The organism is Methanoculleus horonobensis (assembly GCF_001602375.1).
GTDB lineage: Archaea > Halobacteriota > Methanomicrobia > Methanomicrobiales > Methanoculleaceae > Methanoculleus > Methanoculleus horonobensis.
On sequence record NZ_BCNY01000014.1, the window covers coordinates 95,868 to 122,158 of the forward strand.

Annotated in this window: 17 protein-coding genes; 11 read left to right on the plus strand and 6 right to left on the minus strand. The window is 58.0% G+C overall.

Translation table 11 applies throughout. The annotated features are described in order from the left end of the window. The first annotated feature begins 191 nt into the window (after positions 1-191). The 3 genes from MCUHO_RS05590 to MCUHO_RS05600 all read left to right on the plus strand — a co-directional run bounded on the left by MCUHO_RS05590 (position 192) and on the right by MCUHO_RS05600 (position 6,293). A complete protein-coding gene (locus tag MCUHO_RS05590; protein ID WP_067074941.1) occupies positions 192-1,844 on the plus strand; it encodes a hypothetical protein in 1,653 nt (550 codons plus the stop codon). 371 nt (positions 1,845-2,215) lie between these two features. After that, the gene (locus MCUHO_RS05595) at positions 2,216-4,801 is read left to right on the plus strand and encodes a CARDB domain-containing protein (RefSeq protein ID WP_067074945.1); all 2,586 of its coding nucleotides are present in this window, start codon (positions 2,216-2,218) and stop codon (positions 4,799-4,801) included. 250 nt (positions 4,802-5,051) lie between these two features. Then, positions 5,052-6,293 carry a lipopolysaccharide biosynthesis protein gene (locus MCUHO_RS05600; RefSeq protein WP_067074948.1) on the plus strand — a complete coding sequence of 414 codons (1,242 nt, stop codon included), beginning with the start codon at positions 5,052-5,054 and terminating at the stop codon, positions 6,291-6,293. A gap of 29 nt (positions 6,294-6,322) precedes the next feature. Here the strand turns inward: MCUHO_RS05600 and MCUHO_RS05605 are convergent, their stop codons facing one another. Both MCUHO_RS05605 and MCUHO_RS05610 read right to left on the minus strand, forming a co-directional pair. Then, the gene (locus MCUHO_RS05605; RefSeq protein WP_067074953.1) at positions 6,323-8,533 is read right to left on the minus strand and encodes a DUF2206 domain-containing protein; all 2,211 of its coding nucleotides are present in this window, start codon (positions 8,531-8,533) and stop codon (positions 6,323-6,325) included. Positions 8,534-8,694: 161 nt separating this feature from the next. Further along, positions 8,695-9,870: a glycosyltransferase family 4 protein gene (locus MCUHO_RS05610; RefSeq protein WP_067074956.1), complete on the minus strand. Its 1,176-nt coding sequence runs from the start codon at positions 9,868-9,870 to the stop codon at positions 8,695-8,697. Positions 9,871-10,531: 661 nt separating this feature from the next. Between MCUHO_RS05610 and MCUHO_RS05615 the strand changes: the two genes are divergently transcribed. Further along, on the plus strand, positions 10,532-11,875 hold the full coding sequence (locus tag MCUHO_RS05615; RefSeq protein ID WP_235808178.1) for a right-handed parallel beta-helix repeat-containing protein: 1,344 nt from the start codon (positions 10,532-10,534) through the stop codon (positions 11,873-11,875). A 670-nt stretch (positions 11,876-12,545) separates the two neighbouring features. Here the strand turns inward: MCUHO_RS05615 and MCUHO_RS05620 are convergent. Then, a complete protein-coding gene (locus tag MCUHO_RS05620; protein ID WP_067074963.1) occupies positions 12,546-13,781 on the minus strand; it encodes a glycosyltransferase in 1,236 nt (411 codons plus the stop codon). 10 nt (positions 13,782-13,791) lie between these two features. Beyond that, complete coding sequence (locus MCUHO_RS05625; protein ID WP_235808179.1) at positions 13,792-14,850, minus strand: CapA family protein; 1,059 nt, start codon at positions 14,848-14,850, stop codon at positions 13,792-13,794. A 1,049-nt stretch (positions 14,851-15,899) separates the two neighbouring features. Between MCUHO_RS05625 and MCUHO_RS05630 the strand changes: the two genes are divergently transcribed. Genes MCUHO_RS05630 through rfbB form a run of 5 tightly spaced genes read left to right on the plus strand, consistent with a single transcriptional unit; the run spans position 15,900 to position 19,978 of the window. After that, entirely contained in the window at positions 15,900-16,964 is a 1,065-nt protein-coding gene (locus MCUHO_RS05630; protein ID WP_201786418.1) for a glycosyltransferase family 2 protein, read from the plus strand. 59 nt (positions 16,965-17,023) lie between these two features. Continuing rightward, on the plus strand, positions 17,024-17,419 hold the full coding sequence (locus tag MCUHO_RS05635; RefSeq protein WP_161485882.1) for a hypothetical protein: 396 nt from the start codon (positions 17,024-17,026) through the stop codon (positions 17,417-17,419). 31 nt (positions 17,420-17,450) lie between these two features. Beyond that, complete coding sequence (locus tag MCUHO_RS05640) at positions 17,451-18,548, plus strand: glucose-1-phosphate thymidylyltransferase (protein ID WP_067074975.1); 1,098 nt, start codon at positions 17,451-17,453, stop codon at positions 18,546-18,548. Continuing rightward, positions 18,545-19,012, plus strand: a complete 468-nt coding sequence (locus MCUHO_RS05645; RefSeq protein ID WP_067074979.1) for a dTDP-4-dehydrorhamnose 3,5-epimerase family protein — start codon at positions 18,545-18,547, stop codon at positions 19,010-19,012. The genes MCUHO_RS05640 and MCUHO_RS05645 overlap by 4 nt, the downstream gene beginning before the upstream one ends. 12 nt (positions 19,013-19,024) lie before the next feature. Next, positions 19,025-19,978 (plus strand): dTDP-glucose 4,6-dehydratase, encoded by a 954-nt coding sequence (gene rfbB, locus MCUHO_RS05650; RefSeq protein ID WP_067074982.1) that lies wholly within the window; start codon positions 19,025-19,027, stop codon positions 19,976-19,978. Positions 19,979-20,096: 118 nt separating this feature from the next. Here rfbB and MCUHO_RS05655 read toward each other — a convergent pair whose 3' ends face one another. Continuing rightward, positions 20,097-21,128 carry a lipid II:glycine glycyltransferase FemX gene (locus MCUHO_RS05655; protein WP_067074985.1) on the minus strand — a complete coding sequence of 344 codons (1,032 nt, stop codon included), beginning with the start codon at positions 21,126-21,128 and terminating at the stop codon, positions 20,097-20,099. 349 nt (positions 21,129-21,477) lie between these two features. On the opposite strand from MCUHO_RS05655, the gene MCUHO_RS05660 reads away from it, so the two are divergent. Together MCUHO_RS05660 and MCUHO_RS05665 are read left to right on the plus strand one after the other, a co-directional pair. After that, positions 21,478-22,638, plus strand: coding sequence for an NAD(P)-dependent oxidoreductase (locus MCUHO_RS05660; protein WP_067074988.1), 1,161 nt, complete (start codon positions 21,478-21,480; stop codon positions 22,636-22,638). 312 nt (positions 22,639-22,950) lie between these two features. Next, the gene (locus tag MCUHO_RS05665; RefSeq protein WP_067074991.1) at positions 22,951-24,048 is read left to right on the plus strand and encodes a glycosyltransferase family 4 protein; all 1,098 of its coding nucleotides are present in this window, start codon (positions 22,951-22,953) and stop codon (positions 24,046-24,048) included. Between the two features lie 153 nt (positions 24,049-24,201). Here the strand turns inward: MCUHO_RS05665 and MCUHO_RS05670 are convergent, their stop codons facing one another. Beyond that, complete coding sequence (locus MCUHO_RS05670; RefSeq protein ID WP_067074993.1) at positions 24,202-25,770, minus strand: lipopolysaccharide biosynthesis protein; 1,569 nt, start codon at positions 25,768-25,770, stop codon at positions 24,202-24,204. Positions 25,771-26,291 lie beyond the last annotated feature (521 nt).

The following is a 26,291-nucleotide window of genomic DNA, read 5'->3' on the forward strand; positions in this document are numbered from 1 at the left end:
CATCCCTCGACCCCTGGCGCCGGCCGTTCCCCTCCCGGGCTTCCCGGACGGACTCCTCCGGTGCGGGAGGGTCGGCTAAACCCTTAAATGGTACTTCCGTGCCATAGGGGTATGATCCGGGATGGCAGGCGTCACCGGGCTCTCGCGGCTCCGCACGATCCCCGGATAGCAGTAACGAACAGGTCGGTTCCATGTCGGCAGGACTGCAGCTCGGAGAGAGAGAACGGCGCATCCTCATCGCCATCGCGATCATACTCACGGTGATCGTCGCCGTCGTGCTGATCCTGCACTTTTACCCTCCGGTGCCGGTGCCTCCGCCCCCGCCGCCTCCGCCGATCACCCCGATCCCGACGACGCCGGCGGTGCCCCCGGAGATCGCCGGGCCGACGATCGTCGTTGCGGCAGGCGACAGCAGCCCGGCGGCCAAAGCCCGGGCCGATATCGTCTGCGACGGCACCGACGACCAGGTGGAGATCCAGGCGGCGTTCGATGCGCTATCCTCCGGCGGCACGGTCGCCCTCCTCAAAGGTACGTTCAACTGCGCCGGGAACATCTATCCCGGCGCGAAGACCATGCTCCGCGGGGAAGGGGCCGATGCGACGTTCATCGAGTTCACCGATAACGGGCGGCTCCTTGTCTCCCGCGAGTCCGTCACGCTCTACAACTTCCGCCTCAGGGGCACGGGGTACCCGAAGACCGAGCCCGATCTCTGGCTCGGCGTCGTCACTATCCACGCGAGCCACGCGAAGATCCTCGCCGTCGAGGGAACCGCCGATGCCAGTACCCAGGCGGTCTTCCTCCTGCTGCACGACCCGGACGTCTACGCCCCTACCCTCGAGGACGTCGAGTTCGTCAACTGCAAGGCCGTGGACACCGGCACCTACGGGTTCCTCCACAACGCCTGGGGATCGACGAACGGGGTTATCCGGGACGTCCGGTACGAGAACTGTGCTGCGATCAACTGCGGGAGGTTCGGGGCGTTCAACCCCTGGGTGACCGGGTTCGACTTCGCGGAGCTAAACGACATCGAGGGCCTTCGGGTGGCGAACTGCCTTGCGGAAGGGAACCTGGAGTCCGGGTTCCACTTCGAGTGGGACCCCGAGAAACGCGACTGCATCCTCACCAACTGCATCAGCAGAAACAACGGGCAGAAGGCCTACCCGACAAAGCCCTACCGCGAGGACGATAAGTCGACGCACTACTTCGGGTGCGGATTCTACGCCCCGCGGGGTGACATCACCTTCATCACCTGCTACTCCGAGGGGAACAGCCGGCACGGGTTCTACGCGACGAACGGCGGCAAACTCTACAACTGTGTCGATCACAGCGTCGGGGCCGGGAAGACCGATTACCGGATCGTCCAGCCCGCAGCGTTCTACGCCGCCCCGACGCGATCGATAGCCCCGTCGCTCGTGCTCGAGAACTGTTCGAGCATCGACTCGTGCGGCTACGGCCTCCATATCGACCTCGCGAGCGATGTCCTGATCAGGAACTTCCACCTGGAGAATCCGGCCGGGATCGACGGCAAGGCGACGAACCTCGGGGGATCGCAGGGCGGGCCGCTGGCGAACTCCGTGGTCAACATCTATGCATCGGGCGACAGGGCTGAGACGCTGATATGGGCAAGGAACAACGAGAACGTCGAGTATTCGGGCAGGATCGTCTCGGACTCGGCAAAACCGTTCGTGATCGAGGGCGATCGCACGCAGAACGTCCGGGTCAAGGACATGGAGATCGTCTCCGCGAACCTCGCGCCGTTCACCAACGGCGTCATCCTCACGAACACGGTTCCTGCCGGCGCGGTGACGTTTGAGAACGTGGCCGTCACCTCGGGCTCGCTCTGACGTATCCGGCCGGGGTGCGGCAGGGGGTGGTTGTCGCCGCGGCCGGCCGGGCGCGGGGCGCCGCGCAATTCCGCGAGTTTTATAATAATTCCCGTATTATAATTGCTGTTCAGGCCCCGTTCGCCTGTCAGGAATCCCCCCACCGATCCCCGGTCCGGGTGCGTATTCTGCGGGGCGCATGCGCTAAATTTCACATTAGTATATATTCTTTGTTGTCGATGCACAAACTCCTCAAATTGTGAAAATTAGCGATTACAACAATAATGCTGGGTCTTTTTAAAAATCAAAACCGCCAAATTTGTCTATTTTATTTGAAAAACCTTTTAAAATACGACTATCAGATAATGCAGTATCTCCCAAGAGGTGAGATAATGCGAGATAGACGGACAACGAAGCTTCTCATCGCAGTGTTCCTGATCGTCGGGCTCGTCCCGATTGTCGGAGCACTCGAAGCGACTCCCACCACGATTGTCGCGGCAAGCGACAGCAGCGCGGCCGATAAAGCGGCGGCTGCCTATGTCTGTGATGGGGTCAACGATCACGTGGAGATCCAGGCGGCGCTGAATGCCCTGCCGTCATCCGGCGGTATTGTCCTCCTCTCCAGTGGTACATACAACTGCGCAGGGATCATTTCTCCTAAAGCAGGCTCCACCCTCAAGGGGGAAGGTGAATCGGAGACGAAACTTGTCTTCACCCGTGACGGGCGGATCAACGTCGACCGCGAGTACATCACGCTGGACGGGTTCCACATCAAGGGAACCGGTTACAGCAGCGGTGTCAAGTGGCTCGGCGTGATGAACGTCCGTGCAAGCCACGCGAAGATCCACAACATCACGGGAACCGCTGATGCCAGCATCCAGGCGGTCTACCTCCTGATTCATGATCCTACCGTATATGCCCCGACACTCGAGGACGTCGAGTTCATCAACTGCAAGGCCGTGGACACCGGCACCTACGGGTTCCTCCACAACGCCTGGGGATCGACGAACAAGGTGATCAAGAACGTCCGCTACGACAACTGTGCTGCGATCAACTGCGGCAAGTTCGGCGTGTTCAACCCCTGGATCACCGGGTTCGACTTTGCGGAATTGAACGACATGGACGGCCTTCGGGTGACGAACTGTCTTGCGGAAGGCAACCTGGAGTCCGGGTTCCACTTCGAGTTCGACCCCAAGGTGACGAACGCCGTTCTCGAGAACTGCGTGAGCAGGAACAACGGCCAGAAAGCCTTCCCGACGAAGGCCTACAACGTAAACGACATGTCGACGCACTACTTCGGGTGCGGCTACTACGCCCCGAACTGTGACGTGACGTTCATCAACTGCGTTGCAGAGGGCAACTCCATGAACGGGTTCTACACGACGAACGGTGGTAAACTCTACAACTGCGTCGAGAAGGACACCGGTGCCGGGAGAACCGACTTCTCCTACCGTGTGCCCGCCGGGTACTACAGTATCCCGACCCGTTCGGTCAACCCCTCTACCGTGATGGAGAACTGCACGAGCATCAACTCGCGCGCGTTCGGTCTCCAGGTCGACCTCGCGAACAACGTGAAGATCCGGAACTTCCACCTGGTTGACCCGATCGGGTACAAGGGTAAGGGTTCCAGCCTCGGCGGCACGAACGGCCAGTTCGACAACTCCGAGGTGAGCATCTATGCGTCCGGCAACCGCGTTGAGACGCTCGTCTGGGCGAAGGAGAACGTCAACACCGTCTTCTCCGGCCAGATCGTCTCCGATGCGGCAAAACCGTTCGTGATTGAAGGCTACAGAACCAAGAACGTCCTTGTGAAGGACATGGAGATCGTCTCCAAGACCCTCCCCGCCGGTTCCTCCGGCGTGACCGTCGTGAGCACGGTTCCGGCAGGTCAGGCGACCCTCCAGAACGTGAAGGTGACGTCCACCGGCTCGCCGGCACCGACCCCGACCGTTCCGGGTACCAACCCGACCCCCACCACCCCGGCTCCCTCCGGGAAGCCGGACCTCGTGGTGACCGACATCTCCTGGACGCCGGCGAACCCGGCAACCGGTGATGCGGTGACGTTCAAGGCAACGATCAAGAACCAGGGCGACGCCCCGACGCCTGCGGGCGTGACGCACGGTATCATCGTCACGTTCGATGACGGTGCTGCCGGGCCGGGTGTCTGGTCAGATACCTACACCAGATCGATCGCTCCGGGTCAGTGGGTCACCCTGACCGCGAACGGCGGATCGGCCGGTGCAACCTGGAAGGCCGTCGAAGGCACGCACACCGTGAAGGCGCACGTCGACGACGTCAACCGGATTGCTGAGAGCAACGATGCGAACAACGTTCGCACCGAACAGGTCGCGGTCTCGAAGGCCGCGTCGGGGTCTACCCCGACCCCCACCCCCACCACCACGCCGGCCCCCACCGGGAAGCCGGACCTTGTGGTGACCGACATCTCCTGGAAGCCGGCGAACCCCGCCAACGGAGATCCGGTGACCCTCTCGGCTACGATCAAAAACCAGGGTACCGCTCCCACGCCTGCGGGCACGAAGCACGGCGTCCTCTTCACCTTTGACGACGGTGCCGCGGGATCCGGGGTCTGGTCGGACAGTCACGCGACGGCCATCGCTCCCGGTGCGTCAATCACCCTGACCGCGAACGGCGGATCGGCCGGTGCGACCTGGAAGGCAGTCGAAGGTAAGCACACCGTGAAGGCGCACGTCGACGATGTCAACCGGATCGCCGAGAGCGCTGAGAACAACAACATCATGAGCAAAGAGATCGTCGTTGGAAGCCTGCCGGCTCCCGCCAGGGGCGACCTTAACGGAGATGGCAGCGTCGACTGGGCCGATGTAACGATCGCCGCCGGAATGGCGCAGAAGACCGCTCCGTCCGACCCCGCTGCCGACGTTAATGGAGACGGCACTGTGGACTGGAAGGACGTTGCCCTGATCGCCGACTTCTTCTTCGGCAGAACCTCTTCTCTCTAAAGCGTTTACCTGGAGGAGTGGTTGATCCCTCTTCTCCTCCTGGTTTTGCCACGGGTGCCGCCCCCAAACATCTGTACAGTGCGTGGTCATATTGGTTGTGGGGAGGTTTTTTGACCCGATACGGTGAGCATTCTCCGTTGCCGCATCGTGCAACACGACCCTGAGAACTCTCTTCTCCAGGATCTCCGGCTCTTATGGGGTCGGAGTGGTGGATACATCTATATAGGTGCCGACCGATACTGGCGACCGAATGGCAGTAGCACTCCCGAAAAACTTCAGCGAGGTCAGGCAGCACCTACAGCAGCCGCTTATCCGGAACTCGTTCTTTATCATGGCTTCGTCGTTCGCTGCAGCAGGATTCGGGTTCTTCTTCTGGATGATCGCCGCCCGGTTCTACTCACAGGCGGAAGTGGGTATTGCAACCGCCCTGATGTCGTCGATGGGCCTCCTCATCCTCATCTCTCGCCTCGGTCTCGACCAGTCGGTGATCCGGTTCTTTCCGACCCGCGACAAGAACCGGGTTCTCGGAACCGCCGTCCTCGTCCCGACGGCGGTTGCGCTCGGTGCGGGCCTCGTCTTCATCGCCATGGTCGACGTTCTGGCTCCCGAGCTCGCTATCGTCAGGTCGATCGCCCCGCTCTACCTCGTCATCCTCGGGGCATACTCCATCACCTGGGTCTTTGAGGGTGCGTTCAACGCCCTGCGGAAGTCCGAGCACTATTTCGCCCTGAACCTGCTCTACGGGACGCGGATCCTCTTCCTCATCCCCCTGGTCTTCCTCGGCGCGGTGGGCATCTTCGGCGCTTTCGGTCTCTCGTTCATCCTCGGTCTCGTTCTGGCGCTCGTCCTCCTTGCCCGGTGCTCCGTCAGGCCGACGCCGTGCGTCGACCGGGTCTTCCTGCGGGAGGCATGGCAGTTCTCCGCCGGCGCGTACGTCGCCGGGATCCTGATGTCCGCCCCGAACATGCTCATCCCGATCATGGTGCTCAACGTGCTCGGGGCCGAGAGCACTGCCAACTACTACATCACCTACGCGATCGTCTCGATCCTCTTCATGATCCCCTACGCGTTCACGACCTCGCTCTTCGTCGAGGGAAGCCACGGAGGGGAGATGAAGAGGAGCGTTCTCCGGACGCTCGCGAGCATGTTCCTCCTGCTCATACCCGCGATCATCGGCCTCTCCCTCTTCGGGGAGCAGATCCTCAACCTGATCGGCAAGGACTACGTCGAAGGGATGGCCCTGCTTCGCGTGCTTGCCGCATCCGCCCTCTTCGTCTCCGTCTGCCAGACGTTCATCTCCATCGCAAAGGTCAGAAACGATATCCGGAGTCTCGTCGTCCTCAGCGGTTTCATCAGCGTCGCGCTGCTCGGGCTCGGCTACGCCCTGATGGACAGATTCGGTCTCATCGGCATGGGATACGCGTGGCTCGCTACGTATGTCGCCGGAACGCTCCTCGTCGGCCTGATCCTGAAGAAGAAAGGTTGGCTATAACTTTTTTGCGTGCTGCGGCAGCCGGATCTTCACCGGTAGTAGATGGCGGAGCCGGCGTTGTCGTAGATCCGGTGATGGCTCCGGGTGAACCGGTCTGCATCCGTATACATTGCCCTGGTGACCGCCTGCTCCTGCGTCTCGATCCGGATGCTCTCCCGCACGAGATTATACGTGCCGAAGTAGAGGTAAGAGTTGGGCTCCAGCAGCGATGCGTTTGCCGGAACGTATCGCTGGCTGCCCGGATTGAACCCTAAGAGAAGCCACCAGCGTGTGCCGTCGACGTAGATCGGGCGCTCGTTTCCCTCCGAGAAGAGCCATGTTGCTCCCTGCACCTCCCTGCCGTTGAAGACCGGTTTGTCGCCGGCGGTGTCGAGCGCCATCGATGTCGGGTTGTCGTCCATCACCTGGTAGAGGAGCCCGCTGTTGAAGAGGAAGAAGACGACGAAGAACGCCGAGAGCGCCTGGTAGGCCGTTCCCATGAACGGGGCAACCTTTATCGCGCGTATCCACCCGGTCAACCTCTCGTACAGCGCTATGCCGCCGATGATCGCGAACGGGGCAAGGAAGATCAGGGTGATGTGGTAGAGCCTGCTGGTGTTGAGCGAGCTTGCGAAGAACGGGACGACGATCCCGGCTACGTTGATGAGCAGGAAGACGAGCGAGACGGCGAGATACTCGGGCTCGATCCGCCACCGATCGCGTCTTGCAAGGGTTGCGAGCAGCCCGACGGCGATGAGGCCCTGGGTGGCGATATGGACGATCTTCGCGAGACCGTGGAGAGGCGTCGTCGACTGGCTGGTGAGGATATGCATCCCCTGGGCGGTTGTCGGATTGAACGAGTCCACAAAGAGGGTGTTCCATATCCTGTCCCCGATGCCGGTGACGGTAGCGAGCGCCGTGCCTTCGGCGACCGTTGAGTACCAGAGATAGGCAAGGGCGGCGAAGATGATGATGTAGGGGAGGATGAGCGTCCTCACCGGTGTCGTCCTCCCGCCGGTTCCCGCCGGAGCGAGGGGGTCGTGCCTCAGGAGACCCGCAACCCGGGCGAGCTTCTCCGGCAGCCAGGACTGCAGGCGCTCCGGAACGGCAAGCAGCAGCCATGCCGGAACGAGCGAGAAGAGGTAGATGTAGGAGAGCCCGTAGTGCGAGACGATCATGGCGAACGCGAATGCGACCATGAGAAATGCCTGCCTGCCCCGGTCCATGGTCTTGTCGATCATCACGAGAACGGTCAGCGCGAGGAAGAGTTCCGCGATCTGCTGGCGGGCGAGGGAGATCATCTCCGTATAGAACGTAAAGAACGAGAAGAAGAAGAAGATCGAGAGAAACCCGATCCTTGCGTCCGTCTGTTTCTCGACCGCACGGTAGAGTCCGAGCGGCACGAGCGCGAAGAGAAGGGGGTAGACGATCTTGAAGACCCAGACGGGGTCTAAGTCGCATATGAGCGAATAGATGGGGACGAGCGCAACGACGGAGAGCATCCCGTTCGTGTTATACGGGATGGTCATGTCCCAGAGCCCCGGTATCAGCACGCCGTTTGCGAGGTGGAGTTCGTGGTGGATGTCGTAGCCCCAGACGTACTCCGATATCAGCGAGGTGTGGTAGAGGAGCGCTAGCGCGATGGCGTAGATCCCGAGCGGGTAGCAGGATCTCGGGATGAAACGGTCGAACCCAACGGCGAGACCGATGACGGCGATCAGGACGAGGAGCAGGAAGAGGAGCGTGACCATGTGGTAGTCGTCGCGCATGTAGGTTCCGATGATCGCGAGGAACGGGAGGAGTATCAGGAACGGTACCGCAGGAGAGAAGGGGACGGCCAGCCCCGGGCTCTCACCGCTGCGCCCCGTATCCCTGGTGAGCGCGAGATAGAGCAGAACCTGTACGACGGCGACGAGGGTGAGAAGGAGGATCGGAAACGAGAACGGCCGCGTATACCCGAGCAGCGGGTACGCGAAGTTGGCGGTAAGGCCGGTGAGCATGACGACCACGAGACTCAGCCCGGCGGAGTAGAGCACCGTCTCGATCGTGCCGAGATCGTGGAGCCTGAGCGCCTTCAGCACCAGGACCCCGGGCAGGAAGGTGAGGTAGAGAAACGCCAGGGCTTCCCGTGCAACCGGTATGTAATACCCGACGAGATCGAGGCAGACCACCCCGAGGAAGACGAGCTGGATCGCCTGGAATACCCAGAAAAACGTCCTGTTATCCCAGTCATTCATCCGGAACGGGTTCGGAAAGTGCATGGTATCCCTTGTTCTGTCTCTGGTCGGCTACGCGAGTGGACGGCGAGTCTTCTCCTTTGGTGACATCGGACGTATCGTGCGCTGCATCAGTGCACCTACTCTCCGGCCAACCTATTAATGTGTTGCGCCGGTTCGAGCCCCGTCGCGGGAGGTAGATCCGGTCAACGCTCTTTCCCGGCAGCAGGGGCGGTGTCGGGGAACGCCTCATCCGCGGGAACGTTTCCCTTCCCCGGAGCGGATCCGAGCTCGCTGTAGACCGCGAGGAGAGACTGTGCTATCGTCGACCAGGCCATGTCCGTCTTCAGTTTCGCGTAACCCTGCTCCCCCATGCGGCGGCACGCCCCGGGATCCTTCAACAGGCGGACGATCGCGTCTGCCAGTGCTTCCGGGTTTCGCGGCGGCACGACATAGCCGGTCACCCCGTCGTCGACGACCTCGGGCAGGCTCCCCACGTCGGTCACCACCACCGGCCGCCGGAACCCGTATGCGGTCGGGATGACGCCGCTCTGGGACGCTTCGAGATACGGGAGCGCCACGACGCTCGCCTGCTGGAAGAGCCGGGCGCCCTCTTCGTAGGGTATCCGGTAGTTGTAGACCTCGAACGCGTCCCGGCCCGCCATCGCCTCCTCGTACCTGCCGAACTCCTCGCCCGTTCCGGCGATGACGATCCGGGCGTCCGGGACCTCCCGGGTGATGAGTGGTTCTGCCCGGATCAGGCAGTCGAGCCCTTTATAGCGGTGGATCCGGCCGAAGAAGAGGACCCGGCGGCCGTCGGGCTCAAGATCGTCCCGCTTGAACTTCACAAACGGCGCCACCTCGTGCTCGCCGATGGGGATGACGTGGACGTTTCGCTCCGGGACGCGGTAGTCCTTCACCAGGGTGTCGCGGAGGGCCTTCCCGTGAACGAAGATCCGCTCAGGCATGACCCTCGATACGAAGAGGGTGAGCCGGTAGAGGAGCGATCCTGCGTCGAGAAGGCGGTCTTCACCGGGGTGGGGTTCGATGTCGTGGAACGTCGCCACCAGCGGATACTTCCGGAGCATCGGGAGGAGCGGGCAGAGCATGGGGTTGTTCACCTGGAAGTGGACGACGTCGGGCCCGAAGTCGTTGATTGCGGCGACGATATCTTTGAGCATCGGGTAGCACGACGGGCCGAGTCTTCCGGCGTACCGGGAGTAGCCGAAGATATGGACGTTCACCGCCGGGTCGATGCTCTCCACGTACTCCTCCGACTTATAGTCGGGGAGCAGGAGCAGCACCTCGGTATGCCGGGCAAGTTCGTTTGCCATCTGGATGGTATAGTCGTAGAACCAGAAGGTCAGGCACGCCACTCGCATAGGGGCTCTCTCTATGAGGATGCTCTATATAGAGATTGTGTCGTGAGGCGTCGTTTGGCGGATGACCTTTTCTTATGGTTGCATAGGCCCGGCGAATCCCGTTCGGGCGGCCGTTTCCCTCCGGGCGCATCAGCATCGTCTTCCTCACGCATCAGGCCGCAACGGTTTCCGATACGCTCAAGCGGTATGGAATCCTTGCCGTCTCACGCCGTCGCTTCGTAGCGAGGGCCGGGGAGTCCGTGCCATGCCGGCGCACGAAACAGAATTCCCATTCGTTCCGGATGAAAGCGTTTCGGGGAGGGTCACTCCTGCCGAATGGTAGCGGGAAGCGCGAGTATTTGTAATCTTCGGTTTTAATCAAAATAATGATATAATATCTTTTCGCAGACAACAATCTCCGTTATGACGCAATGCCATCTGAACAGATGGCATCTTTGCGGCTCATATTCCCCGGTAATCCCTCAGATTAATTTTATTTTAACAATAAAATATTTATATGGCGATTGTAAGACGGTAGTGATACCTCACAGAGAGGCTGAATGGCATGACAGACAGGCGAAATATACTAAGACTGGCTGCAGCACTACTGGCGTGTTGCCTTATTATCCCGGCACTCTCTCCGGTAAGTGCAGCAGAGTCTGCAAGTCCGGCCACGCTCACCGTGGCTGCAAGTGATAGCACCGAACTGTCGAAGAACCAGGCAGACTATGTCTGTGACGGAGTCGACGACCAGGCCGAGATCCAGGCGGCGCTCGCCGCACTGCCCGACGGCGGTAACGTCGTCCTTACGGACGGTACGTTCAACTGCGCCGGCGTCATCGCGCCGCCGGCAGGCACGACCCTCTCCGGACAGGGTCCGGATGCAACGAACCTCGTCTTCACCAGCGACGGACGTATCAGCGTCGACAAGGAATACGTGACTCTGGACGGGTTCCACATCGAGGGCAGCGGCTACAGCAGCGGCGTCAAGTGGCTCGGTGTGATGACCATCCGTGCAAGCCATGCGAAAGTTCACAACATCACGGGCACCGCTGACGCAAGCATCCAGGCGGTCTTCCTCCTGATCCACGATCCGGCGGTCTATGCCCCGACCCTCGAAGATGTCGAGTTCATCAACTGCAAGGCCGTGGACACCGGCACCTACGGGTTCATCCACAACGCGTGGGGCTCGACGAACAAAGTGATCAAGGACGTCCGCTACGAGAACTGCGCCGCGATCAACTGCGGGAGCACGGGTGTGTTCAACCCCTGGATCACCGGGTTCGACTTTGCGGAGTTAAACGACATGGACGGTCTCTACGTGAAGGACTGCTATGCGGAGGGCAACCTGGAGTCCGGGTTCCACTTCGAGTTCGACCCGAAGGTGACGAACGCCGTCCTCGAGAACTGCACGAGCATCAACAACGGGCAGAAGCCCTACCCGACGGTGCCCTACAAGCAGAGCGACATGTCGACCCACTACTTCGGGTGCGGCTACTACGCCCCGAACTGTGACGTGACGTTCATCGACTGCACCGCGGAAGGCAACTCGCTGTATGGTTTCTATGCGACCAACGGCGGCAAGCTCTACAACTGTGTCGAGAAGGACACCGGTGCCGGGAAGAGCGACTACACCCACCGTAAGCCGGCCGGCTACTACAGCATCCCGAGCCGCTCGGCCGACCCCGCCCTGGTGCTGGAGAACTGCACGAGCATCGACTCGCACGGCTACGGCCTCCAGGTCGACCTCGCGAGCAACATCCAGATCGAGAACTTCGAGCTCGTGAACCCGGCAGGGATCGACGGTAAGGGCGCAAGTCTCGGCGGCACGAACGGCCAGTTCAGCAATGCCGAAGTCGACATCCACGCCTCCGGAGACCGGGTCGATACGCTCGTCTGGGCGAAGAACAACCAGAACGTCCAGTACACGGGAGACGTAACCTCCGCCTCCGAGAAGGCGTTCCTGGTTGAAGGCGGCCAGAACGTCCAGACGGACGGCATGGCGGTTGCGTCTGCCGACGCGTAAACCGGTTGATACCATCGGACCCTGACCGGGTCCGGTCATAATCTTTTTTTTAGTTTTGCACCCGGCCGGAGGGCGGGTGCATGAGAAACTCGGAGAATTTTGATAGTGCCGGCCCGCTGTTCCGCCGGAGTCGCAACTCGAAGACCTTTGGCCTTCTCATGCTCCGGCCCTTTGGCCCATCGCAACTCGCACCTTCGGTGCTCGCACCGTGGTGCTTCCAGCCAGTCGCGTTTCGGGACGTCATACTAATGAACCATCGCACGTTCCGACAGTTTCACTCCGAACGGTTGTATACTGCGGGCAGTCGTTTCAGTCGGAACATTACATGCCCCGTGTACGGCTTTCGAGGGGCTATCCCCGAGAGGGGGGTGGGGACAGGGGAGGGGGGAATACTCCCCCCTCCCCACCTGATGGTGGTCGAGCTCCGGTTCTACGAACCGTCGCACTCCCCGTCAGCCCCCCCGTATGGCGATAACGATGCGTGCCCGAAGGGCAGGCAGAGTTCGAGCACCGGAGGTGCGCAGGCCACCACGGTCCACTGTTTTGGGCTTTTTCCTCGCTTCGGCCTTCCGAACGCCCATCGCAACTCCCACCTTCGGTGCTCGAACTCCTGTCCTACGGGCAGTCGTTCCTAACAGTGCTCACGCACCCGCCGTTCCGCCGGGTGCATTCAAAAGGTATCCGGGGCCTTCGGGGCGGCCTCTTTTGAGAGCCCCACGGGGAAACTCCCTTCCGCGCCCCCGGCAACCTTCGCGTAAAACGTCTCGATATTGTGGACGATTGCCTTCCAGTTGTACCTCGTCCGGACGAGTTCTTTCCCCTGCTCCCCGAACCTTGCCCGCAGCGTTTCGTCAGCAAGCAAGCGTCCGATGGTGTCGGCAAGCGCCTCCGGCGTATACCCGGTATTGAACCCGACGGTGTTGTCGATCCACCCGAGCAGATCGCCCTTGCCCGTCGTCACGATGGGTGCCCCGCAGAGGCACGCTTCGAGGAACGTGACCGGAAAGCCGGTGAAGCTCGGCGTCACGAAGACGTCGGCGTCGGTGTACGCGGCCATCTTCTCCTCCTTGCTCACGAACCCCGTGAAGATCACCCGGTCGTCGAGACCGAGCGACTCTACCCGCTGCCTGAACTCGCCGTTGTGGCCCATGTCCCCTCCGACCAGCACCAGGACGGCGTCGTCGAACTCCCGGGCGACCACGGCAAACGAACGGATCAGAAGATCGATCCCCTTCGTCGGGTCGAGCCTCCCGAGGTAGAGCACGACCTTCGTGGCGGCGTCGATCCCCCAGGCCGCACGGAACCTGCCGCGGGCAGGAAGGGAGGGATACTCGGCGAGGTCGATGCCGTTCGGGACGACCGCGATCTTCTCGTCGGCAACACCGAGTTCCCGATACCGCTCCGCCTCTGTCTCGTTGAGCGCGATAACCCCCGCGGCGCCGAGGATCACCTTATCCGACCAGAACTGGTCGAAGAGCCGCTTCATCCGTTTTGACCCCGTATCCTGCGGGAGCGCCCCGTGCGCCTGGAGCACGTAGGGCACGCCGTACTTCCTCGCGTAGTGCGAGGCGATGACGGTGAGCATGGTGCGGTGGTCGTGGATGTGGACGAGGTCGAATGCGGCAATCTCCCTTCTTGCGACCGCCGGCATCCGGTAGGGCATCACCGGCAGAGTCATGCCACGGGTATATTTTCGTAAATTCTCGAAGTAATAGACGTTCATCCCGTCGACGGAGGTAGCGCGGTTCGTCGGCAGATTGTTCGGGTAGATGCTCCGGTTTGTCGTGTAGACGGTGATATCGTGCCCGTTCTCGTGCAGATTCCGGGAGATGTCGTATGCGACCCGTGCCACCCCGCCCGACTCCCAGAGCGGTTTGAAGAACGGGGTCACCTGTAATACCTTCATTCACATCCTCCTATGCTGCGTGTCTCAACCGTTTCCGGATCACACCCGCGTAGCAGTTCAGGCAGAACGGCGTAAAAAGCCAGACCCCGCACTCGATAAGGGGCGTAAGCCCGTGCTGCCGGATCCGGTAACGGTAACTCTCCAGGTTGTACAGCAGGTAGTCCTCGCCGATCTGCTCGAACCACCACTGGCGGGTGACGTTCCCGTTACGCACCCGTTCAGAGCACTTTGCTGTCCAGTGTGCCACCATCTCCCTGGTTCGACCCTCCGCCACTTCAGGCTGGAAGTCGCTGTTGATGACGCAGGGGATGGTCGTGTAGTCCCGGATGCCGTGCCGGTCGAAATCCACCGAGAGGATCATGGAACTGTTTGTCTTCTCCTTGAAGATCGCGGTATCGAACTGGAAGTTCCCGAGCGAATAGGCGATCAGGCCGTCTTTATACCGTTCCAGCCCCTGGATGGTATGCGAGTGGTGTCCGAGAATCAGGGCCGCCCCTGCATCGATGAAGGCGTGAGCAAGTCTGACCTGTTCGGGCGAGGGGTAGTAGGTATTCTCGATCCCCCAGTGCAGGGAGACGACGATATGGTCGGTGTGCTCTTTTAACGCCCTGATATCCTCGATGACGCTCTTCTTCTTCAGTTTGGCTACGTTGACTCCCGGCGGCGACCGGAACCTTCCGGTCGTGTATGCGAGGAAACCGAACCTGAGCCCATTACGCTCGACGATCCGCCCCGGGGGTTTTTCGTCGCCTCTCCCCCCTCCGACGTAGGCGATGCCGCGCCCCTCAAGCCCCTCGAGGGTCTTCTCGAACCCTTCCCGGCCCATATCGAGCGTGTGGTTGTTTGCCACGCTGAGGATGTCGAACCCGGCCTCTTTGAGGTACTCCCCCGCCGCCGGGGGTGTTGTATTGACCCAGCGTTTCTTCCTCTCGGTTCCGCTCTCGGAGAGGACCGTCTCCAGATTCCCGAAGAGCAGGTCCTTCTGCCGAAGTTCGTGCTGAACCAGGGCGAATGGTCTCTTGCCGTTCTTGATCCAGAGCAGCACGTCTCCGACCGCTCGCAGCCGCACCGATGTCACACCTCTCCTCCTGCAGAATCTTTGCTCGGGGCGGGAGATCCTGGCCCGGATCGGGTCTTCATCGCCGATCTGAAGGCCCCCCTCCCCTCGAGCCGGAGCAATGGAACCCTGCCGGCGTCTGCGAGAGAAACTGCCATGGACGGGTAATCGTGAATACTGCCCTCCCTCCCCGATACGATGAGTTCCAGACAGGCGATGCGACAATATATATTTTGCCCTGTTCGTGCCTCCCGGCATGCTTATCTCGACACATACGGCTTCCCGGGAACTCCGGAATCCCGGCGAGGCATGGTGCGGGCCCCGGTAACGGTGGAGCTCATGATGCCGAACCATTAACTGCTTATGCACCGAGTATGTACCTGGATCGCCGGGCGGCAGATGATGAGAGTTACCCCCACTGATCGGTGATGAAGCAGGGGACTGATGCCGCCATCCTACGGGAGAGGCCTGTTCACCGGAGATCGCTGTTCTATCCCTTTGCTCATCGTCGGGCTGTCCGTCTCCTCGATCGCCCGGAACCGTCGCCTTCACATTCGGTATCAACAGCGATCAGGGCGTTGCGGCTTGATGCGGGTTTTGGGAGGTATCCTGGTCTTTGTATGCCCGCTGTTCTGGTTCCTTCGGATCCGTCGGCAAAAAAGCGGTCGTTCCGGAAGGGGTTCGGTTCCGAATTCCCAATATCCGCCGGTATGTTCGTCAATCCCGGTCTTGGCGTGCCGGGTGTCGGCATCCGTATGGACGTCTGTCGCGGGAATGTATATATGTCCGGAGTGGTATGGCAGACCAGAGTGGTGCGATGGAATCGGGCAACTCCACGGATTCACCCCCGATTCGTCATTCCGGCGGCCTGCCGGTTTAGACGGATTGCCCGGATGTCCTGCGACGGAGGATTTCGCGTGCATTGGCTAGAATCCATTCTTCACGTTGCTCCCACGGCGTTTGCCGGTGCGAAGATAGCAGGTCTTGAGTTCTTTCTCCCTCCCTGCGGCAATTCCCCGCCGGTACACACTACCGGCAGGGGCAGCGATACGGCCGATCGTGTGGCAGACGCACGCGGGGAGCAGCCTGCAGGGAATGTGTGGGCCCCCTCTTCCGGCCACCTCTCCGGAGGGGGCAACCCGCTCATGGAGGGTGTCTGCTCCTCCGATGCAGCGCTCATGGGGGGATCGCTTGGCATGCCGGGTGAGCCGGCAATCCCCGGGAGAGAACTCTCCCCGTTTGCGGTTGTCGCTCCTGCGTACAACGAGGCCCTCGTCATCGGCTCCATCGTCCTTCAGGCGAAGCGGCACGCCGACCGGGTGATCGTCGTCGACGACGGCTCGGCCGACCGGACCTCCGAGACCGCCCGGCTCGCAGGTGCCGACGTGATCAGGCTTCCGGAGAACGGCGGTAAGGCGAAAGCCATGATGGCCGGGTTCGCCCGGGCCCGGGAGCTCGGCTACGATGCCGTCGTGATGCTCGACGGCGACGGGCAGCACGATCCCGCCGAGATCCCCGTCGTAGCGGCGCCGGTGCTTTCGGGAGAAGCCGATCTGGTCATCGGCTCCCGGTTCCTGGATACCCGGGCCGAGATCCCCGCGTACCGGCGGGCCGGGCAGCGGGTGCTCACCGGGTTCACGAACCTCTCGGTGGACGACGGCGGCTTCGCGACGACAGACTCGCAGTCGGGCTTTCGGGCTCTCTCCCGGCGAGCACTCGATAACCTCACCTTCGCATCGGAGGGGTACAACATCGAGTCCGACATGATCGCTCACTTCGCCTCTCTCAACCTCCGGGTGACCGAGGTTCCGATCTCCGTCACCTACGACGTCCCCCACAAGCACAAAAAGAACCCGCTCTCCCACGGTTTCGGGGTGCTTGCCCGGATCGTGGGGCTGATCGGGTATAAACGGCCGTTGCTCTTTTTTGGCATACCGGGCGGGGCTACTGCGCTCTTCGGGATAGTCCTTGAGATCTACACCTTCTCCGAACTCTACCGGATCAACCAGTTTCATTACGTCATATTCACGTTAGGGATAACCGCACTCATTCTCGGGCTGTTATTGACGGTATCCGGGTTGATCCTGAATGGCCTCCTGTCGATACTGCGGAGCCGCACAGGGTAGCCCGTGCGGTCCCCGCAGGTGTATGCCGGGTTACGATAGTTCAGCGATGCGTAAGACAGATGCCGCATCGATACCTCCTGTGTGATCCGGTGCTCTCAGCAAGTGCCCTGCTCTACCTGCCGATTTCATCTTCAGCAATCCCGGAAGACCTGCAGAACCCGTTTTTCATGCTGAGCACGGCAGGTTTCATCGACAGTGCGTCCATGGATGCGCAGCTGGCCACCCGGCTCTCGCGGCAGGGTATCTTTGCCCCGGGCGGTTCAGGAACGAAGGCGGGAGTTCGGCCACCGATCCGTCACTTTCGAAGGGGCCCCGGTCTCCAGGATAGCCGGCAGATGCGTTCTTTGTCTGCAAGTTCATCATGGATCTCAATTGCCGAGAAAAATCTCGGATCTCTAATCCGGCAGGAAATTACCGTTGATGAAACCGATACTGTCATTTTTATATACCTGTAGCAGTATGTCTCGGGCGGCAAGGAGGGGTATTATGAAGGGACTAATCCTTTCGGGGGGTCACGGGGTACGGCTTCGGCCGCTCACCTATTCCCAGCAGAAGCAGTTGATTCCTGTGGCAAACAAACCTATCCTGTTCTATTGCATTGAGGATATCATTCGCGCCGGTGTCGACTCAATCGGCATCATCGTGGGTCCGAACCGGGAACAGGTGATCGATGAGGTCACATCAGCTGAGTGGGATGCGGAGATCGAGTTCATTCACCAGGAGTATCCTGGCGGTCTGGCGCACGCGGTAAAGATCTCAGAAGACTTTCTCGGGCGTGACGACTTCATCATGTACCTCGGTGACAACATCCTGATGGGTGGTATCAACGGATTTGTGAGAGATTTCAAGGACTCGAACGTCGAGGCCAGCATTCTGTTAACCCCGGTCAGCAACCCGGAACAGTTCGGGGTAGCACTGGTCGACTGGCACCGGAAGGTGATCCTGGAGTTGGTTGAGAAACCAAAGAATCCTGCCGCAAATACTGCCGTCGTAGGAATATATGGGTTTACACCGAAGATCTTCGACGCAATCGAGCACATCGGCCCTTCCTGGAGGGGAGAACTCGAGATCACCGATGCCCTCCACTGGATGATTAAAAATGGCTATCCGGTCAGGTGCGGAATGGTCGAAGGGTGGTGGAAAGATACCGGAAAGCCTGAAGACCTCCTTGATGCGAATCGGCGAATCCTCGATATGCTGAACTTAACAAACGGTACGTTACAGGAGAACGGAGGGCATATCGAGAATAACGGGATTGTGAAGGAGAGCACCCTTACGGGCAGGGTGATGATCGGTAAAAACTCGGTCATAGAGGAGAATACCGTTATCAAAGGGCCGGTTATCATCGGTGATGGGTGTTTGATTTCAGGTGCGTACCTCGGACCGTACACAAGCATCGGAAGTGGCTCGCAGATCATCAACACAGAGATAGAAGACTCCATTGTAATGAGCGGATCTACCATCATCAACGCAGATCGGGTCGTGGAGAGTCTGGTCGGAAAGAACGTCTGCATCGTGAAGAACACGAAACCCCCCATGGGACGGAGATTCGTCATCGGCGACAACTCGAGCGTGGTACTATGATCGACGGCGTACTCGCGAAACCTCTCAATGTCATCCACGATGAGCGCGGCAGGCTCATGGAGATCCTTCGGCACGATGACGCTCTATTTGTGAAGTTCGGGCAGGTCTACATGACCACCAACTATCCCGGGGTGGTGAAGGCGTGGCACTATCATAAAATCCAGACGGATAACGTCTGTTGCCTGAAAGGAATGATAAAGATGGCAATCTTCGATGGTAGAGAGGATTCCCGGACGCATGGAGAGATAGGTGAGTTCTTTATCGGTGAATACAACCCGATGCTCATCGCGATCCCCCCGGGAGTTTACCACGGATGGAAGTGCATCTCTCCGGAGGAATCCATCGTCGTGAGCATGCCCACCGAACCCTACAACCGTGAAAATCCCGATGAATATCGACTCCCGCCGGACACCCCTCTCATCCCGTATGATTGGATACTTTCGCCGGGGAAGAAGCATGGATGAGGAGGATGGGGTATGCGGCTGCTGGTGACAGGCGGAGCCGGCTTTATCGGCTGTAATTTCGTTCGGATGCTGGTTGAACGGTATCCGGCCGATGAACTTGTCGTTCTTGACAAGTTGACGTATGCGGGCAGGCTTGAGAACCTCCAGGACCTACGTGAACGGATCACCTTTATTCATGGGGATATCTGTAACCGGGACGACCTTCGGCAGGTTGGGGACTGCGATGCGGTCATCAATTTTGCGGCGGAGACACACGTCGACCGCTCCATCACGGATGCCGCCACGTTCGTGAAGACCGACGTGCTCGGCACCTGCACACTGCTGGACTATTGCCTGAACAGCGACGTTAACCGTTTCCTCCAGGTCAGCACCGATGAGGTCTACGGCAGCGTGGCGAGCGGAGCCTCCCGGGAGACCGCTTCGTTCAATCCCTCCTCCCCTTACTCCGCCAGTAAGGCGGGTGCCGAGCTCCTTGCGAAGGCCTATCATACGACCTATGGGTTGCCGGTGCTGATCACCAGATCCTCCAATAACTTCGGCCCCTACCAGTATCCCGAAAAATTGATCCCCGTGCTCATTCTGCAGGCGTACCAGAACCGGTCTCTGCCTATCTACGGGGATGGGTCAAACATGCGTGACTGGCTGTTCGTGCAGGACAACTGCGAGGCGATCGATCTTGTCCTGCGGAAAGGGAAACCTGGAGAGGCATACAACATCGGGGCGGGCAATGAGCGAACCAACCTTGAGATCGCAACCCGGATCCTGACGGCTTTGCAACGGCCCCCGGATCTGGTTCAGTACGTGGGAGACCGGCCCGGACATGACTTCCGCTACGCCGTTGACACGAACAAGATCCTCGAGATCGGATGGAAACCGTCATATGCCTTTGAGGATGCGCTCGACCTGACGGTGGCGTGGTACCTGGAGAACGAGTGGTGGTGGAGACCGTTATACGGCGGTTTATAGGTGTCAAAACCCATGATTTCCTTTCTTTATCGCTGTTTGGGTACTCCCGATGTGTAGTTTCTGTGGAGTGAGGTGTGGCCGGGTGAACGACGGATCTTCCGGTAAAGGCGCCTTTAAACTATAGCAGACCGTGCCTATTGATGAACTCGTAAACTCTCTGGCTTCGCCTGCTTACATTGACGGCACTGTAGCCGAGTACATATATCTTACCTCGAACGTATAGGCTCCTATTAATAAGTTCACCCCCCCATTTCTCTTTAAATCTGTGTATCCCGTACAGGTGGCTGTCCGGGTCCGGTTGCGTGTCTCCCAAGTCCAGATACCGTATACCTGATTTAGCCCCCCACTGTATTGCATGCCACATGATCAGATCGGATGGGCAGTGCTCCAGATCTTCCTTGCTTGAGGAACTGATGTAGTGGGTCATCGTTCCCTGGAATATGAAAAAAAGCATGCCTCCGATCACGTGCCCCCTCAGGGACGCGACGAAGAGTTTCACCATGCCCCTCGGTAGCAGTGTTGTATACAGCATCTCAAAGAACTGCTGGCTTTTCGGAGTTATACCTTTGTTACGGCTATGCTTGTAGTGAAGATGGTAAAAGCGGATCCAGTCCTGCCAATCAAGCGCCTCCGCTACACAGACGCCGTTTTGAACTGCTTTCTTTACTCTTCCCCGTGCACTCCTGGCGATCTCTTTCCAGAGTACCTCTTCGGGTTTATCCAACCGGAGTATATACGTGAACAGAGGACACTTCACGTATCCTTTTCGAATGAATACGTCGTCAACGCCTGGAGAGGAGATCGGCCTTAATCGAGTATATACCGACAACCTCCTCTCCTGAAGGAAGAGATCGCACTCCTCTTGCAGGGTCTCATATATCAGTGAACCATTGGAAAGCGGGCCTCCTGCCGACTCCCGTGCGGATAAGTGCCTTGCGACTCTCTTTCTAAAAATGAGATGCCCTGCTACCGGTTTTGAACCGTTACACGTGAGTAAAAAACCTGGCTCGTATCCATAAACCTTCTCCAGCAGTGTTGCCCACTCGAGAGTCTGGTAGATGTTGTGAATATCCGGTTTGCAGGTGCTGAGCAGCTGATTCCAGGCTCTCTCATCCACTTCGTCAAGGCCATAACTGAGTGTGCTTATCAAACGAGCCTCCCGGTATACCCCTCGTTCATCGCCTTCCGGAGTCCGGGGCTGATCCCATTACCGGAACGATGCTGCTTTCAAGATGACCTCCATGCGCTGCATATACCCGGAAGGCTCTGAGTTTACATTCGGCGGTAATATCTCCATACACCTTTTTGTGCGAGCATTTTCCATGCCTTCTCCGGCATATATATCTTGCCCGTGTCCCTCCCTACCTTTGGATCACCCGATCCGGATCTGCGTTTTGCCGCCCCACAACCACCTCCCCCGGGCGATGCATACCTTTTTATGGAATGTTGGTAAGGCCCAAACCCAGGTACGAACCGAGATACGGGGGAGGCAGTAAGACATGAACGACGCAGTTCGCATTGGGGTCATTGGGACCGGGTTTATTGCACGTGGGCTCATCATGGCACTCGAAGGACGACCGGATATGGCGGTATCCCGGATCCTGACACGTTCGAAACCGGACGACAGGCGTGATCTCCCGCAAAAAGGGGCGTTGACAAATTCCGCTGAGGATCTTATCGAGTATTCGGATGTGGTAGTCGAATGTACGGGAGACGTTCTCTATGCAACGGATGTGCTCGATCAGGCCCTGAAGGCGTCCCGCCCCGTCATAACCATGGATGCCGAAGTTCAGGTTACGACCGGTTCATACCTTGCGGGGTTGGGCTATATCACCGAAGCCGAAGGCGATCAGCCGGGTTGCCTTGCGACCCTGAAGGAAGAGGCGATCCAGATGGGGTTCAAGCCCCTGGTGTACGGGAACATCAAAGGATTCCTCAACCATACGCCTTCAGTAGACGAAATGCGGTACTGGGCGGGGAAACAGGGGATCAGCCTTGATAAGGTGACCTCGTTCACGGATGGGACAAAAGTACAGATCGAACAGGCTCTGGTGGCAAACGGCCTGGGGGCGGGGATAGCGCAACCCGGATTGGCCGGAGTTCCTGCCGACGATGTAAGCAGCGGGGGAGCAATTCTGGCAGCGAAGGCGAAAAGCCTTGGTTATCCAATAAGCGACTTTATTCTCTCGCCGGGATCTCCTGCCGGCGTTTTCATCGTGGCCGAACATGATGAGAAGTTCAGGGAGTATCTGCGTTACTACAAGATGGGCGACGGTCCGTACTATACGCTGCTACGGAATTATCATCTCTGTAACCTTGAGATCATCAAGACACTGAAGAAGGTGCAGGATGGCGGGGATGTTCTGCTGAATAACGGGTTACACCCGGAGGTTAGCGTCGCCGCGGTCGCGAAGCGATCCCTCCAGCCCGGGGATCGGATTCATCGAGGCATTGGAAGTTTTGATGCATACGGTAGCGCCGTCAGAATCCAGGACTTTCCGGATCACATCCCGATAGGTCTGCTGTCGGAGGCAGTCGTACGGAGGCATATAACGCCCGGTAGCCTGCTCAGTTTTGATGATGTTGAGATTCCCGAGACCCTTGCACTCGATGCGTGGCTCGGATGCGCGAAGCCGAGATGTGCCGTGTCCCGGGCGTAGGCTCTCCGGGTCGGACGGCCCCCTCCACTCCGGTATCTGCTGGAGATGGACTGGCCGCCCGCCACGCACCTCTGCTCCTGTACTGAAAGCAGGCACTGCTCGAGCGCGCACACCTGGTATGGGATTCGGAGATCATGAATGCCGGAACCCGGGTGAAGGCGGCCAATGTTCCCCGCCGGATGCATCCTGCCTCTCTATGGATCCCCGGCGTCGGATAATTTCAGGAAACCTATATACGTCCGTAGCAGTATAGCGCAGTCCCGTGCGGTGCGACGGGATCAGGAGGAGAATTAGTGCATTTCGGGGGCTACAATGAAGATTCTCATTCTTGCCATGAACATTAAGGGTGGTATGGTTCATTACGTTTCGCAACTTGCCAATGCTTTATCTGAAGAGAATGACGTGGTGGTTATCGCTCCGATTGGCGTGAATCGAGATACTTTTTCAGAGAACGTACGGTTGACAGAGTTGCCCTTAGGAAATATCGCCCGGAATTTTATTGTTAACACCCTCATCGTTACGCGGCCTCTAAATCTTATAAGGACGATCCGTAGAGAAAATCCCGATGTAATCCACATTCAAGAGCCGCACTTGTGGTGGTCTTTCTTTCTTCCGTACCTTTCGAAATATCCGCTGGTATTCACCGTTCACGATGTGAATCCACATCCCGGAGATAGAAGATTCGACCAGATCATCGGACAGAAGCATGTTGTTGACCATTCCAATGATCTCATCGTTCATGGCGAATCTGCAAAAAAAGAATTGCTGACGAAGTATTCAATTCCTGAAAGCCGATGCCACGTTATTCCTCATGGTGATTACTCCTTTTTTTCACAGTATAAGACCGATGCGACGACCGAAAAAGAGACTATTTTATTTTTCGGCCGCATCGAGGACTATAAAGGGCTGGAATACCTGATAAATGCAATATATATTGTTTCTGATGTGTATCCTGAGATCAAACTGATCATCGCCGGGCAGGGAGACCTCACCCGGTATGAAGACAAAATTCGTGAGAATACCGATCTATTTGAGATATACAATGAATATATCAGCGATTCCAGGGTCGCGGAATTTTTCCAACGGGCATCTCTGGTTGTTCTCCCTTACATCGAAGGAACTCAAACCGGGATCATTCCGATCGCCTATGCGTTTAAAAAGCCGGTGATCGTGACGGATGTTGGAAGTATCCCTGAGGTCGTTGAACATGGAAAGACGGGCCTTGTTGTCCGCTCAAGAGATGCTTTCGCGCTTGCAGATGCCATTCAAGAATTGCTGCACGACGAAGCGATGCGACAGCGGATGGGCATTGAAGCTCATAAGAAGATGCAAAACGAACTTTCATGGGACGTTATTGCCCGGAAAACAGTTGATGTGTATGCGTGCGCAATGAGTCGGGATAACGTTTGAATGACCTGGGTTCACTCTATATTTTTCTTCGTTCGGATTTTTCGGGCGAATACACATCCCCCGTTTTAACACCTTTTTTGATATGTGCTGGATGATGCATGCTATGTGCTTAGGCTCAAGTCCGAACGAAGGGTGCTATCTGCCCTGTTCTCATCACAATCGCATGGACATGGTTGCAACGATCTGGCGGATGGGAAGGGGGACAAACTGAAGAATCAGTTCACGTTCTACCCCGGTCAATCCCACAAACCAGATGGTTGCCGAATATAGTATACCCACTATGCCGGAGACGAGAATAAGCGATCCCCAGTTCACAATGAGAATATATTGTTTGACCCCTAATATTGCGGCGATCAATATTGCGGCCGATATAATCCCCGGAATAATCTGGCGTAGGAATGTGTATGGGGAGACGAGAATGATTCTTGCAGCATACCACGGCAGGAAAAATGAACTTCTCAGTGTGAATGTGATGACACCCGCGAGGGCAACGCCGTAGAAACCCCAGCCCATCTGTGAGAAGAATATTGCCAGAGGGACGGTAAGGGCACCCAGCCCCAGGGTGGCAAGGCCCGGTATGCGCACCTTGTTGAATGCTATATTGATGTTTGTCAGGGGAAGGAACGCTAAATTAACGACGAGGTGAATTGTGAGAATTACGAGCAGGGGAGCAACCGGAGCCAATTCATTACCGACCCAGATAGTGAGTACCTCCGGTGCGAAACCACAAAGGAGTCCTATCGGCAATGCAAATCCCAGAGTGAATAACTTAATCGATGTACGGGAGAGGCGAACGATCTCGTCGTGCATGTTGTTGGCATAATACGCAAGTGTGAGCGGCATCAATAGTGCATACAGCGTTGTTGCTATGGTGCGAAATACGATGCTCAACTGAAGCGCGACCGAGTATTCTGTGGTGGCGATGCTGCCGAACAGGATGTTGACAAGGATGAGATCAACGTTAAGGAACAGCAGTGTACCTACCTGATTGACGATCATCCACGACGTCATACCCCCGATGCTTCGGTAACGGCTTTTATCGAAATCTCGCAGACACACGCTCAGTTGAGGTGTCAATCTCCTCCAGACGAGAACAATAATTCCCAGTATCAGTGCGGATGATATCGCATAGGAGATTCCTACTTGACTGATAGATGGAACGGCTATCGAAAAAAGGGCGATGATGAATACGACCTGTAAGATTCGTTGCAAACTCTGGATGGCACCCCAGATGTCCAGGCGGTTCCGCACAAACATGGATACATTAAAACTGCCTGCCCATGCGTCAATTGTAAAAGAGCCCAATATCCCTAGAAAGAGGAGCATAAACTCGAAGGATTGGCCTTCAGGTACATTGAAAATTGTCGGTGCATTGAGGATCAGTAAGAGAATGACGGGAGTCAATAACAGAAGGATAGCAGAGTTTCCGAACACGGCAGTGTTGAATACCCGGTTTGCTGTTCTGTAATCGTCTTTCTGAATCTCGATCATTAAGAATCGTGCAACAGACTGGCCGAAGGACTGCATGAAGACTGCCATGAAGGCAGTTAAGGAGATTGCAAGAGGAACAAGACCATATGCAGCAACTCCTAGCGTGTGTATCAGGAATGGGGTCAGCCAGATTCCGATGCCGAGACTTACAACAATGTTTGTGACCTGCAGCAGCAGGCTTCTAGGAATATGTTTGCTTAAATCTTGTATGTTATTTATTGCACTCCCCAAAAATCACCACATCCCCGATCCAGGTTCGTGATGAGATACTAGCGTGATTATTAAACATTGTCCCTCCCGGGAAAAAGCGTCATGATCCCGTGGATGCTCTCCCGGCAGAGGGAAAACGGGTGATTTCTGTAAATTACATCAGGCGATGCCCCTGAAGGGATACCGGATAGACTCGTTGGTAGTGCTATAATTTCACTCCAGGACGTTCGTTCAAAAAAACAAACGGTGTGAGGAACCCAGCGGCCGGGACTGTGGGGATTGGTGGACTTGCACAACTACCCGGGACGATACGGGACTGATGGCCGCTCATTAAGCCGGGAAAAGGACCTGTGCAACCTGTACCCGGCTCCTCTTGTGGGTTTTCGCGACTCCGGATCTCCGGCCAGACGGCCGGGATCAGCATCACGACCGGGAAATCGCCAGTATCTCGTTGCACTCGCAAAACGATGCCGGGATGGTTGTTATGCTGTCTCACCGAATGATCCCTGGTTCAGCCCTTAACTGCTGGAATGACCCCCTGT